The organism is Lacticaseibacillus saniviri JCM 17471 = DSM 24301 (assembly GCF_001311785.1).
GTDB lineage: Bacteria > Bacillota > Bacilli > Lactobacillales > Lactobacillaceae > Lacticaseibacillus > Lacticaseibacillus saniviri.
The window spans coordinates 1-13,783 of sequence record NZ_BBBX01000009.1; the positions used below are offsets into that span (position 1 = coordinate 1).

Sequence of the window (13,783 nt, forward strand, 5' to 3'; positions counted from 1 at the left end):
TTCAAGCATAAATAACGTCCCTGCAATCAATGATTACAGGGACGTTTTTGCGCGGTACCACCCAGCTTATGCTTAACGCATCACTTGTGTGACCTAACGGGGTCAACCGAGCCAGTGTGAGACACCATTGTAATTCGCCTCGCGACGTCAATCGGCTCTCAGCTACCCCGATTCTCTTTGGTGAGTGGTCACGACACTACTGGATGGTCCGGCAATTATTCTTTTGAGTTCAGTTCGGCAAGTAACTTGTCGATGTGGGACCCATAGCGCACGGATTCGTCCTGCACAAAAGTGATTTCTGGCACCTTGAACAAACGAATACGTTGCGCCACTTCACGGCGAATTAAACCGCGTGCTTTGTCCAGTCCCGCTTGGGTTGCTTGGACATCGCTGGCTTTTTCACTCAACACGCTAAAGTAGACAGTGGCTTGTTGTAAGTCACCAGTCAGCTTCACGCCTGTAATTGTGACGCCTTGAACGCGAGGATCGTTGACATCCTTTAAGATAATGTCATCGATTTCGCGTTGAATTTGGGTTTCAACCCGTTCAATGCGGTGTTTCATATTGCTTCCCCCTACTTAACTGGCACTTCTTCCATGGTGTAGGCTTCAATCTGGTCGTCAATCTTGATGTCGTTATAGTTTTCAATCGTCAGCCCTAATTCGAAGCCTTGACGAACTTCCTTAACGTCATCCTTGAAGCGACGCAGTGATGCTAACTTGCCTTCGTAGATCACGATGCCATCACGAATCAAGCGAACGCCTGAATCACGTGTGATGTAACCCGTATCGACGATGGCACCAGCAACGGTCCCAATCTTAGAAACGTTGATGGTTTCACGCACAGTGAGTGAACCGATCACCTTTTCTTCGTAGACTGGTTCGAGCAAGCCCTTCATCGCAGATTCGATTTCTTCGATTGCCTTATAGATGACACGGTGCAAGCGAATATCGACATCTTCTGAATCAGCTTGAATCTTAGCTTGTGGCGTTGGCCGCACGTTGAACCCGATAATAATCGCGTTACTTGCGGAAGCCAAGGTCACATCGCTTTCGTTAATCGCACCAACGGCTTGGTGAATGATGTTGACGCGGACGCCTTCAACTTCGATCTTACGTAAGCTACCAGCCAATGCTTCAACAGAACCTTGAACATCACCCTTGATGATGACGTCGACTTCCTTGACTTGACCTTGCCTCATTGATTCAAACAAGTTATCAAGGGTCACGTGGGTTGTGTTTTGACGTTCCTTATCAATGGCACGCTTAGCACGTTCTTCACCAGCGGCACGGGCGGTCTTTTCATCGTCAAAGACAACGAAACGATCAGCGGATTGTGGCACATCGTTCAACCCAGTGATTTCGACTGGTGTTGATGGTGCAGCTTCCTTAACCCGACGCCCACGATCATTGGTCATGACCCGGACACGACCGAATGTGTTCCCGACAACGATTGGGTCACCAACATGCAACGTCCCTTGTTGAACCAAGAGGGTTGTGATTGGGCCCTTACCCTTATCCAGACGCGCTTCGATAACAGTACCAACCGCTTTTTGATCAGGGTTAGCCTTCAATTCGAGCACATCGGATTCGAGCAAGATCATTTCGAGTAATTCGTCGATGTTCTTACCAAACTTCGCTGAAATTTCAACGAAAATGGTATCGCCACCCCATGATTCAGGAATCAATTCGTATTCAGCGAGTTGTTCCATAACGTGGTTAGGATTTGCACCCGGCTTATCGATCTTGTTCACCGCGACAATAATTGGCGCATGTGCAGCCTTGGCGTGATTAATCGCTTCGATTGTTTGTGGCATGACACCATCATCAGCAGCAACAACTAACACAATAATGTCAGTGATGTCTGCCCCACGTGCCCGCATGTTAGTGAAGGCCGCGTGCCCTGGGGTATCCAGGAATGTGATCAAACGATCGTTCAACTTAACTTGGTAAGCACCGATATGTTGCGTAATCCCACCGGCTTCGCCTTCGGTCACGTGTGAGTGACGGAGGTTATCGAGCAGGGTTGTCTTACCATGGTCAACGTGACCCATGATGGTAACAACTGGTGGCCGACCAACTAAGTTCGCCGTGTTTTCGGTTTCTGCTTCAAAGACAGAATCGATATCAGTGATATCTTCTTCAACCTTTTCTTCAGCCTTGATCCCGTAGTCTTCAGCGAGCAGTTCGATGGTGTCCTTATCCAGACTTTGGTTTTGGTTAACCATTACGCCTAACATGAACAACTTCTTGATCAATTCCGTTGGTTCACGGTGTAAGATCTTACCCAAGTCTTGCGCGTTCATCCCAACTGTATAGATCAGTGTTTCTGGTAATGGCCGATCCTTACGTGCTGGCATAACCTTCTTAGGTTGTTGTGATTGTTGACGACGATTCTTCTTGTTGTTGCGACGACGGTTATTGTTGCCGCCGTTGTAACCGTTACTGTTACCATACGATTGTTATTGTTGTTCCCATAGCGGTTATTGTTGCTGCTTGATTGGGAACGGTTTTGTGATTGGCCTTGTGACCGGTTGTCAGTGCGGGCTGCTGGGCGCGCATCGTTAGACCGTTGTGGCCGACTATTGTTGTTATTGGAGTTGTTATTCTGTGGCCGACTCGTGTTGTTGCTCTGTGGTCGGCTGTTGTTATTATTTTGTGGCCGGTTGTTGCTGTTACCTTGTGGCCGACTTTGACCCTGACTAGCAGGCCGGTTTTGGGATTGGCCTTGTGGTCGTGAGTTTTGGCTCTGACCGGACCGGTTGTTGTTATTGTTGCTGTTGTTTTGTGGTCGGTTATTGCTGTTACCTTGTGGCCGTGATTGTTGGCCTTGAGGTGCATGACTTGTGCTCTGGCTCTTAGCAGCTGGTCGAATGGCAGACCGACTAATCTTGGTCTTTTCACCATTTGATGCATGTTGAGCTGGTTTTGTCGCTGGTTGTGGTGTGGTTTGCTTTGTTGCCGCGTTCAACGCCCCCCGCAATTTTTTCTTGAGTATCGTCCATTGTGGACATGTGATTTTTAAAGTCGATGCCTTGCTTCTTGGCTGCCTCGATGACAGTCTTACTAGGCATGTTAATTTCTTTTGCAAATTCATAGACACGTTTTTGCCCATATCTTCACGCTCCCTGTTTATTTAGGTCAGCAGTTTGATTAGTTTCTGCGCAAATCCCGCATCAGTTACCGCGATTAACGATCGCTTCGCACCGATCGCATCTGAAAGTTCAGCGGCGGTAAACGGCGATTGGACTGGAACCTGATAAAAACTGCTTTTATCCGTTATTTTCTTACGCGTATTCTCACTGGCATCTTGGGCGACGAAAACCAATTTGGCGGTACTCTTGGTGATGGCCTTCAGGACGAATCCTTCACCCGTCTCAAGCTTACCGGCCCGTTTGGCTAATCCCAACAAGTTGAGTGCTTGTTTGTTTGGCATCACTTGGCTCCAAAAAGTTCTTGGCGCGCCTTTTGATGATCCACATAGTCAAAGAGCTCCTGATAAAATCCGGATCGAGCTTAACGCTCAATGCACTCTCAATCAGATGCTTCTTGGCAGCACCCTTAACGGCCTCAGGATCGAGGGCCACATAAGCACCCCGACCCGCTTGTTTGCCGGTTGGATCGATAGCAACAGTGGCTTCATCCACGCGCACAATCCGCACCAGTTCCTTTTTTGGTCGCATTTCATTGGTCAGTAGGTCTTTACGCATCGGCACTTTACGTTGCTTCACTGCGCTCACTCCTATTCGTTGGTTTCTGATTCAGTTGGTGTGTCCGCCACAGGTGTCGCATCAGCGGTAGTTGCTGCTGGTGTGGCATCTTCTGTGTCGTTATTCACCTCATCATCATCCACAAATTCAACTTCGGATTCAGGCTTGATGTCGATCTTATACCCGGTCAACTTGGCAGCAAGGCGAGCATTTTGCCCCTTCTTACCGATGGCTAATGACAATTGATAGTCTGGCACAATCACTGTGCAAGCCCGTTCGTTGTCTTCGTCATTGAATTGAACCGCAATGACTTGCGCTGGGTTCAAGGCATTTGCAATAAAGTCGGAAGGATTCTCTTCCCATTGCACGACATCCATGTTTTCACCGGATAATTCGTTAACAACGGCCTGGACACGGTTCCCCTTAGGGCCAACAGTGGTCCCAACGGCATCCACGTTCGGATTGGTGGCACGAACGGCAATCTTGGTGCGATCACCTGCTTCGCGCGCAACGCCAACGATTTCAACCACGCCATCAAAAATTTCTGGCACTTCTTGTTCAAACAAACGCTTCACAAGTCCAGGGTTGGTGCGACTAACAAAGACTTGTGGGCCCTTGCTGGTGTTTTCGACCTTCGTCACATAAACCTTGATGCGGTCATGGGATTCGTAGTTTTCATTAGGCATTTGATCTTGCTTGCCCAATACCGCTTCGATTTTGCCCAGGTTGACGTAGATAACTTATTATCACGACGTCAACCACACCCTGCATGATTTCATTCTCATATTGTGAATATTCATCATAGACAATGCTACGTTCAGCTTCACGAACACGTTGCATAATCACTTGCTTGGCTGTTTGGGCGGCGATTCGACCAAAATCCTTCGGCGTGACTTCAAACCGAATCTCGTCGCCAATTTCGTAAGCGCGATTGATCAACAGTGCGTCTTTTAAGCTGACTTCAAGCCGTGAATCAAAAACTTCTTCGGTGACTTCCTTAACCGCATAAACGTGGATATCACCCTGTTTTGATCAAACGTGACTTCCACGTTTGGTGCTTGATTGTAATTGCGTTTGTAAGCAGATTCCAAAGCCGCTTCAAGTGCTTCAACAACGACTTCTTTCTTGACCCCTTTTTCAACTTCTAAAGCGTCAAGTGCTTCAATCATTTCCTTTGACATGTTGGTTCCTTCCTTTTGTCATGATTATTCGCAAATCCTTATTTAAAATTCGATTGCCAGCCGCGCCATCGCGACTTCATCGCGGGTAAACGTTTGTTCAACTGGTCGACCCTTGATCTTCATGGCAAGTGTGAATTCTGTATCGGTGAGATCCTTGAGGGTTCCCTCAAAGACTTTCTGACCCTTCACTTTTTGAACAGTGAAATGTGGATATAACTGCCCACCGCGTGTTCAAAGTCTTCCGCTGTCTTCAATGGGCGTTCAGCACCAGGGCTGGATACCTCAAGGAAGTAAGCTTGCGGAATGGGATCTGGATCTTGCTCATCTAACTTTCGGAAAGTGCTTCGCTAACCAAAACACATTCCTCAAGAGTAATCCCGCCCGGCTTATCAATGTAAACGCGAAGGAACCAGCTTGCTCCCTCCTTGACAAATTCCAAATCTGCTAGGTAAAAATGATGTTCATCAAGGATTGGATTGACTAATGCGGTAACCGTTTCGACGACCGTACTCAAACCATCCCCTCCTTCTTTACTAAATTGACTGTGAGTAGCCTGGCAATAAAAAGAGTGAGCATCGCTGCTCACTCCCGCCGAAGTCTTATTACTGCTATTAAATATAGCACGTTTTGCCAAGAAATGCAAATCGAGCCTTGATATACCGCCAACTGTGGTGATTTAGAACATGTTATCAAATAACGACAACTGATTCTCGTCAGGCAGGTTGTCAATCACGTGATTATCGGTCAAATAATCGATCAGTGTCTTAGAGACTTTCCCGCGATTAGCCAAGTCTTCCTTTGACAGGAATGGGCGTTCTTCACGCGCAGACACGATCTGCTTTGCCACGTTGTCACCGAGTCCAGGAACAGCCCGGAATGGGGCCAGAATCGTGTGATCATCCACAATTGTGAAGTCGTGAGAATCGGACTTGTCGACGTCCACCATCTGAATCTTGAAGCCACGTTCCAAGCACTCGTTAGCAATCTCGAGTACGGTTAACAGGTTCTTTTCCTTGGTTGAAGCTTCCATCCCTTTGTCGGTGATTTCCTTCATGGCAGCCTTCACAGCGTCCTTGCCGCGACTCATCGCGACCAGATCGAAGTCTTCAGCCCGCACAGAGAAATATGCGGCATAGTAAACCAGTGGGAAGTAGACCTTAAACCAGGCGATTCGCAGCGCCATCAAGATATACGCGGTGGCGTGGGCCTTTGGGAACATGTACTTAATTTTGAGGCAAGACTCGATGTACCAATCCGGCACATTCTCGTTTTCACGCATGGCCTGTTGCCAATCATCCGGAATCCCACGGCCTTTACGCACGTGTTCCATGATGTTAAACGCCATCGAGTCATCCATCCCCCAGTGAATCAAGTCCATCATGATGTTATCACGACAGCCGATAACGTCTTTCAGGGTGACCACGCCCTGCTGAATCAACTCTTCAGCGTTGCCTAACCACACATCCGTCCCGTGAGACAGACCAGAAATCTGCAGCAATTCAGAGAAGGTCGTTGGCTTGGTTTCTTCTAACATCCCGCGGACAAATCGCGTCCCGAATTCCGGAATACCGAGTGTCCCCATCTTTGAATTGATTTGATCAGGTGTGACGCCTAATGTCTCAGTTCCCGAGAACAGACCCATGACACCGGGATCATCCGTTGGAATGGTCTGGGGATCAACCCCAGTCAGATCCTGAAGCATACGAATCATGGTGGGGTCATCATGTCCCAGCACATCCATTTTGAGGATGTTATCGTGAATCGAATGGAAATCAAAGTGCGTGGTCATCCATGCCGCATTCTGATCATCGGCCGGATACTGAATCGGCGTGAAATCGTAGATATCCATGTAGTCGGGCACAATCAAAATCCCGGCCGGATGCTGCCCGGTAGTGCGCTTCACACCCGTGGCACCCTTTGCCAATCGATCGATTTCAGCGCCACGGAACATCTGCCCCGTATCGCGTTCATACGCTTTGACATACCCATAAGCGGTCTTATCCGCGACGGTCCCGATTGTCCCAGCACGAAACGCGTTATGTTCCCCGAACAACACCTTGATGTAGTTATGTGCCACAGGTTGATAGTCACCGGAGAAGTTCAGATCGATATCTGGCACCTTGTCCCCGTGGAAGCCCAAGAAGGTTTCAAATGGGATATCGTGACCGTCTTTAATCAATGTCGTGCCACAATTTGGGCAATTCTTATCGGGCAAATCATAGCCGGAACCAATCTCACCCTTAGTGAAGAATTCGGAGTACTGACAGTTGGGACAGCGATAATGCGGTGGCAATGGGTTAACTTCCGTGATACCTGACATGGTTGCCGCCAGACTTGACCCGACAGACCCCCGAGAACCAACCAAGTAGCCGTCCTTGTTACTCTTCAATACCAGTCGTTGCGCGATGTTGTAGATCACCGAGAACCCGTTCCCGATAATACTCTTCATTTCCTTATCTAACCGCGCCGCCACGATTTCGGGCAAGGGATTGCCGTATTCGGCATAGGCCCGAGTCATGACATCGTTTTTCAGATTCTCTTCAACACCGTCAATCTTTGGTGTGTAGAGCTTGTCTTTCACGGGCGTAATATCGCCATCGATCCAATCGGCAACAACATGCGTATTCTCAACAACGATTTTGTGCGCCAGGTCTTCACCTAACCAACTGAATTCGTTCAGCATTTCTTCTGTCGAGCGGAAATGAACATCGGGCAGACTGTGGCGATTCAGTGGATTAGCCCCACCTTGACTGTGAATCAAGATCTTGCGGTAAATCGCATCGTGTTCATCGAGGTAGTGCACATCCCCGGTGGCGACCACTGGCTTTTCCTGCTCCTGCCCGATCTGGATAATCTTCTTTAAGATGTCCTGCAGGTGCGCATCCCCTTGAATCAATTGCGCCTCAATCAGTGGTTGGTACACAGCTGGTGGCTGCACTTCGAGATAATCATAGAACTTAGCTTTTTCGGCCGCGTCCGCATATCCTTTTTGCATCATCGCGGTGAAGACTTCGCCGTTATCACAGGCGGAACCGACAATCAGGCCCTCACGCAGCTTCTGGAGCTGACTGCGTGGCACCCGCGGCACACGGTAATAGTATTGCACCATCGATGCTGACACCAGCTTGAATAGATTCTTCAAGCCGGCCTGCGTTTGTGCTAAGACAATCGCGTGACTCGGCCGACTGGTCTTATACGCGTCATTTTCCCCGACGTGATTATTCAACTGATTCAACTTGGTCATGCCATAGGTCTTGGCCGCTTCCTTCTCCAAAGCGTACATCAGATACCCGGTCGCTTCCGCATCGGCATTGGCCCGGTGATGATTCTCCAGGCTGATCTGATACGCCTTGGTCAACGTGTCCAGCCTATGATTCTTGCGTTCAGGATGTAACATCCGCGAGAATTCCAAGGTATCAATCACGGGATTATCGATTTTTGGCATGCCATGCGTTCATAACCGGCGTTGATGAAGCCCACATCGAAGGTGACATTATGCCCAGCCATGATGGTGCCCGTCGTAAACTCGTGAAACAGTCGGAAGACTTCTTCTTCGGACTTGGAACCGTGAACCATCTCGTCGGTGATATGGGTCAAATTAATCGTGAACTCTGATAATGGGAAGCCGGGATCAATCATCTCTTCAAAGGAATCGATGACCTGGCCATCCTTCATCTTCACGGCAGCCAGTTCAATCACCTTATCGTAAACAGCCGATAACCCAGTGGTTTCCACGTCAAAGACAACGTATTCGGCGCTTTCGAGTTCAATCGGTTCTGAATCCTGATAAGCGACCGGCGTGCCATCATCGACAAGGTTGATTTCGACCCCATACAGCATTTTGAGGCCTGCCTTCTTAGCAGCACTGTGCGCTTCAGGATACGCCTGCAAGGTCGCATGATCCGTCACGGCAATGGCGGTGTGTCCCCAAGCCTGAGCCTGATTGACGTAATCGCTGATGGGGCTAATTGCATCCATCTGGCTCATGTTGGTGTGCGCGTGGAGTTCGATACGCTTATCGCCTTCGACATTGTCGGTGCGCTTGGCGTGTTTGACTTCCATCATATCCTGCGCATTGACGGTCAACTCACGTGAGTAATTATCTTCTTGGACGCTACCGCGGATGCGAAGCCACATGCCCTTTTTAATGGCGTCAAAAATCGCTTCATCGTCAGCCCCGTTACTGAATTTTTGACCACAAATGAGGATGTATAATCGGTCACCTTGATAATCAGCAATTTCCGGTTGGACCGCAATGACCGCACTTCGACATCGAAGACATAACCTTCAATCATCACAGAGCGCTCTTCTTGCATGATTGTAATCATCTGTTGGGTCGGATCGCTCAACTTGAGTGGCCGCCCTAATTGAATCGGACCAACAGGATTGTCCGCCTGAACTTTGGCCTTTTCTTTAATGCTTTCAGCAGCCTTTTGCGCCAATGCGGCTGTTTCTTCCGCTTTTTGCGCCTTAAATGCTGCCAATTTGGCCTCCGATTCGCCTTCATCGACCAAGGTCGTGATGCGCAAATTACTGAAACCCACACGTTGATAACTCTCTTCGAGCTTACCAATACCTTGATTGATTAAGAACTGACGCACGGGTTCATTCTCTGCTGTGAGCACCACGCGTTCATCTTGTAGCTGTGGGACTTGTTTGTCGCAAAGCTCGCGAACCATACCGGATGCAATGCCGGCATGATCCACCACGTACTGCCAGTAGCCGGCAAGCAAGGCTTCGCTGATTTCAGGATGTTGCACCTGGATATTGAAGTCAACAGCGGCAATCTCTTTGAAGGCCAGTTCGAGTTGGGTGGCGAACTGACTGAAGAGCGTGAACGGTAGGATCGCGTCGAAACCAAATGTGAATTCGTAGCGTCGCGATTGTTGGTGCACGATGACGCGCTCAATCGTTGCCGTTTGAAAACCTGGATAATTCGTCACATCATCCGGCAGTGCTAATTGTTCGAGTAATTTGTCAAACATTTCATGGGTTGAAAGTGCCACGATTTGCATCCTTTCTTTTGATGAGTCAGAAAGAGGGTGTCGACCAAACACACGGTTTGTCGCACCCTCTCTCCTTTCTCGTTCGATTAGTCCAGTTGATCCATTAAAATCTTAATTGAATTGATCAGTTCGTCTTTCTTCACTTCAAGTGTCTCACCGGTCTTGCGTAACTTCACTTCAACGATTTCGTCTTCAGCTTTCTTACCCACGGTGACACGAATCGGCACCCCAATCAAATCGGAATCCGCAACTTCACCCCAGGGCGTTCGTTACGATCGTCCAAGAGCACACTGTAGCCAGCGTCTTCAAGCAATTGATCGACTTCGTTTGCCAAATCCCGTTGATCGTCTTTTTTGATGTTGACCGGAATCACGTGCACCGCAAATGGCGCAATGTTCTTTGGCCAGATCAAACCGTGTTCATCCAGGCGTTGTTCGGCAATCGCTGACAGCAAGCGAGAAACACCGATCCCATAAGAACCCATGATGATTGGATGGCTGCGGCCATTCTCATCTAAGAAGTTCGCATTCAATGCTTCTGTGTAGCGTGTCCCCAACTTAAAGATGTGGGCAATTTCAATCCCCTTGGTGAAGTGTAAGACACCTTCGCCATCGGGTGACACTTCACCCTCAGTAACGAAACGAATGTCAGCAACCGTTTCTGGTGTGTAATCACGGCCACTATTGACGTTCAAGTAATGGCTATGTGGTTGGTTCGCACCCGCCACCATGTTTTGCACATCGTCCACGCTCTTATCGGCAATGATGCGAATATCCTTGTCAATATTGACGGGGCCAATGTTGCCGATTTCGGCATGCATGTATTGGCTCACTTCTTCTGGGCTCGCCATTTCTAACGTGTCAACATCCAGCAAGTTCTTCAACTTCACATCGTTGACTTCATAGTCCCCACGAACAAGCGCTAAGACCGGCGCACCATCCGCCATAAATAGGACAGACTTGATGATTTTGTCAGCTGACACGTTCAAGAAACCGCTGACTTCTTCAATCGTCTTGGCATCGGCTGTATCCACCACGGTAAGTTCAGCTTCTGGATCATGCGTCCGCTTAGGCATACTCATTGCGGTCGCCATTTCAAGATTAGCCGCATAGTCAGAGGCATCGGAGTAGACGATGGTATCCTCACCGATTTCAGCAATCGCTGAGAATTCCTTACTATCCTTACCACCCATGGCACCGCCATCACCGATGATGACCCGGTAATCTAGGCCCAATCGATTGAAGATATTGGTGTATGCCCGTTCCATCTGGCGATAAATGGTATCCAAATCGGTTTCATTTGCCGTGAAGGAATACGCATCCTGCATGATGAATTCCCGACCACGTAACAATCCATAACGAGGACGATCTTCGTCACGGAATTTTTCCTGAATTTGATAGAGCACCAAAGGCATCCGCTTGTAGGATTTCAACTCATTACGAATCATATCCGTGAAGGTTTCTTCATGGGTTGGACCCAAGATGAAGTCGCGATCGTGGCGATCCTTCAACTTGAACAAGTTTTCACCATACGTATCGTAACGACCGGATTCGCGCCATAATTCTGCTGGCAGTAAGGCGGGCATCGTCATTTTGACAGCGTCCATCTGCTGCATTTCGTCATCGACAATCGCTTCAATCTTCGTTAAGACGCGTTGTGCCAATGGCAAATAGGCATACACGCCGGCGCTGACCTGACGCACAAACCCAGAGCGCAACATCATTTGATGCGACTTGGCTTCGGCCGAATTTGGCACTTCTTTTTCTGTAGGAATAAACATACGTGACTGTTTCATTGAACACCCTCCAAATTAACTCGTGTGGCGGACCACATGTTTTAAAAATTCGCATAATATCGTTGATTGTCACGGCCACCATTAATGCGACCATGATGCCGACCCCAATCAGGGTGATGACCCCTTCGCGTTCACGTGGTAATGGCTTACCGCGGACCAATTCGATTAAGTTGATGACAATCTTACCGCCATCAAGCATTGGGATAGGCACTAAGTTGATAATCCCCAAGTTGACGCTCAGGAATCCAAGGAAGAACACCAATGAGATGAATCCCTGTGAGGCAAATTGGCTAGTCATCGTGTAGATGCCGACTGGCCCCGCTAACTTGTTCAGTGAGAAGCCACCGGTCACCATCGATTTGAGCTCGGATAAAATCCGCGTGCCCATGAACCAGGTCTGCGTGAAGCCGTATTTGATTGCGGCCATTGGACTGTGATCCACAATGGGCATGACACCGATTTTGCCGTCCTTGGTTGGCTTGACGGTTAAGGTCTTATCTTGTTTGCCTTGTGCAATCGTCAGCGTGACTGATTTTTGTTTCTTGCTCAACGCCGTCAAAATGGCGTTGTAGTCTTTCATTTTTTTGCCGTTAATGGCCGTGATGTGGTCATTGGTCTTGAGTCCAGCCTTTGCTGCTGGTTCACTCGCGACCACCTGAACCGCATTACTATCGAGTTGCTGCACCCCGGTCATGAAACCGACCACCATGAAAGCCAGAATCGCCAAGATAAAGTTATTCATTGGCCCGGCAAAATTGGTCATGATCCGCTTGCCGATGCTGGCATTTTGAAATTGAACATCAGCGGGCGCAATCACAACTTCCGTCCCATCCGACTCGATAATAGTGGCATCGTGATTCACGTGCCAAGTCTTCAATTCAGACTCGTCACCGTTCTCGTAACCTTCAACCACCAAATCATTGACCAGATCGACGTGGCTGACCTGCACGGGAATCCCACCCTGCAGTGTTACCTTGTCACTGGTGTTGATGCGAGTCACTTCACCAGTTGGATTGGTTTCAAGCGTGAGTTGTGTTCCTGGTTTGATTTCATCGTCTTCATCTTGCCAACCGGCCATCCGCACATAACCACCCAGCGGCAATAATCGCAGCGTGTAGGTCGTGTTGTTGCGGCGAAACGCTAATAACTTAGGTCCCATACCGACGGAAAACTCGCGAACCAAGATTCCTGAGCGCTTAGCGAAGAAATAATGGCCGAATTCGTGCACAATCACGAGAATCCCAAATATGATAATAAACGCAATGATGGTAGTCATCAAAGGCCTCCTTGATTAAACGATTCCCAGTAAATGCAAGAATGGTAGGACAAACAATAAGCTGTCGAAGCGATCCAAAATCCCACCGTGTCCCGGTAAAATTTACCGGAGTCTTTGACATCGTAATACCGCTTTAAGGCGGATTCGACCAAGTCCCCGAGTTGACCCACAACAGATAAGACCAATGTAATCAACAGCATTGTCCAGAAACTATAGACTTGAGGGAAGAATTGCAGATAGATGGCCGCAAAGACTAATGCGGATAACACACCACCCAGACTGCCTTCCCAAGTCTTGTTCGGGCTGATGGCTGGCCAAAGCTTGTGTTTGCCAAGCATCCGACCGAATATGTAGGCGCCACTATCGGTGAGCCAAACGGTCAACAATGCGTACATTAAGGTATCGAGGCCGGCATCGTTACGGGCCATGATGAGTCCATGGAAGCCGATTCCGATATAAACCATGGCTAGCGTACTGATACCGGCATCATCAAATGTGGTCCGATTCTTCGTCGCCACGGTCACCAGTAACAGCGCCGCCACGAACACGTAGAACAGATCGAGTCGATCCAGGTGATTGGGCAGCCAGGACAGATACGAACTCGGCATACGAGTACGAGCAGCCCTAGCGCCGCCACCACGAATTCAATTGATACCAAAATGCGCTTGCGCATGATGAACACTTCAGAGAGTGCTACCAAGGCCAGTACGGCTGCGGCAATCTCTAGCCACACCCCACCAGCAATTAAAATCGGAATAAAAATGATCAGGGCCACGACGGCCGTAATTACACGTTGTCTCATTTGTCTGCCTCCAC

Annotated in this window: 3 protein-coding genes and 8 pseudogenes; all 11 read right to left on the bottom strand. The window is 48.8% G+C overall.

Features of this window, described 5'->3' with window-relative positions; all coding sequences use genetic code 11:
- Positions 1-215 precede the first annotated feature (215 nt).
- Positions 216-563 carry a 30S ribosome-binding factor RbfA gene (gene rbfA, locus JCM17471_RS05845; RefSeq protein ID WP_054777181.1) on the bottom strand — a complete coding sequence of 116 codons (348 nt, stop codon included), beginning with the start codon at positions 561-563 and terminating at the stop codon, positions 216-218.
- A gap of 11 nt (positions 564-574) precedes the next feature.
- A pseudogene (gene infB / locus JCM17471_RS05850) lies at positions 575-2,889 on the bottom strand (translation initiation factor IF-2).
- A 10-nt stretch (positions 2,890-2,899) separates the two neighbouring features.
- Positions 2,900-3,073 carry a hypothetical protein gene (locus JCM17471_RS16785; protein ID WP_439646750.1) on the bottom strand — a complete coding sequence of 58 codons (174 nt, stop codon included), beginning with the start codon at positions 3,071-3,073 and terminating at the stop codon, positions 2,900-2,902.
- Positions 3,074-3,135: 62 nt separating this feature from the next.
- A complete protein-coding gene (locus JCM17471_RS05855; RefSeq protein ID WP_054777182.1) occupies positions 3,136-3,435 on the bottom strand; it encodes a YlxQ-related RNA-binding protein in 300 nt (99 codons plus the stop codon).
- Positions 3,435-3,730: pseudogene (rnpM, locus tag JCM17471_RS05860) on the bottom strand (RNase P modulator RnpM). Before rnpM ends, JCM17471_RS05855 begins: the two are co-directional and overlap by 1 nt.
- A gap of 11 nt (positions 3,731-3,741) precedes the next feature.
- A pseudogene (nusA, locus tag JCM17471_RS05865) lies at positions 3,742-4,890 on the bottom strand (transcription termination factor NusA).
- Between the two features lie 42 nt (positions 4,891-4,932).
- A pseudogene (rimP, locus tag JCM17471_RS05870) lies at positions 4,933-5,404 on the bottom strand (ribosome maturation factor RimP).
- A 162-nt stretch (positions 5,405-5,566) separates the two neighbouring features.
- A pseudogene (locus JCM17471_RS05875) lies at positions 5,567-9,896 on the bottom strand (PolC-type DNA polymerase III).
- Positions 9,897-9,982: 86 nt separating this feature from the next.
- Positions 9,983-11,691, bottom strand: a pseudogene (locus JCM17471_RS05880) (proline--tRNA ligase).
- 43 nt (positions 11,692-11,734) lie between these two features.
- A pseudogene (gene rseP / locus JCM17471_RS05885) lies at positions 11,735-12,967 on the bottom strand (RIP metalloprotease RseP); the annotation flags it as partial.
- A 15-nt stretch (positions 12,968-12,982) separates the two neighbouring features.
- Positions 12,983-13,769, bottom strand: a pseudogene (locus JCM17471_RS05890) (phosphatidate cytidylyltransferase).
- Between the last annotated feature and the right edge of the window lie 14 nt (positions 13,770-13,783).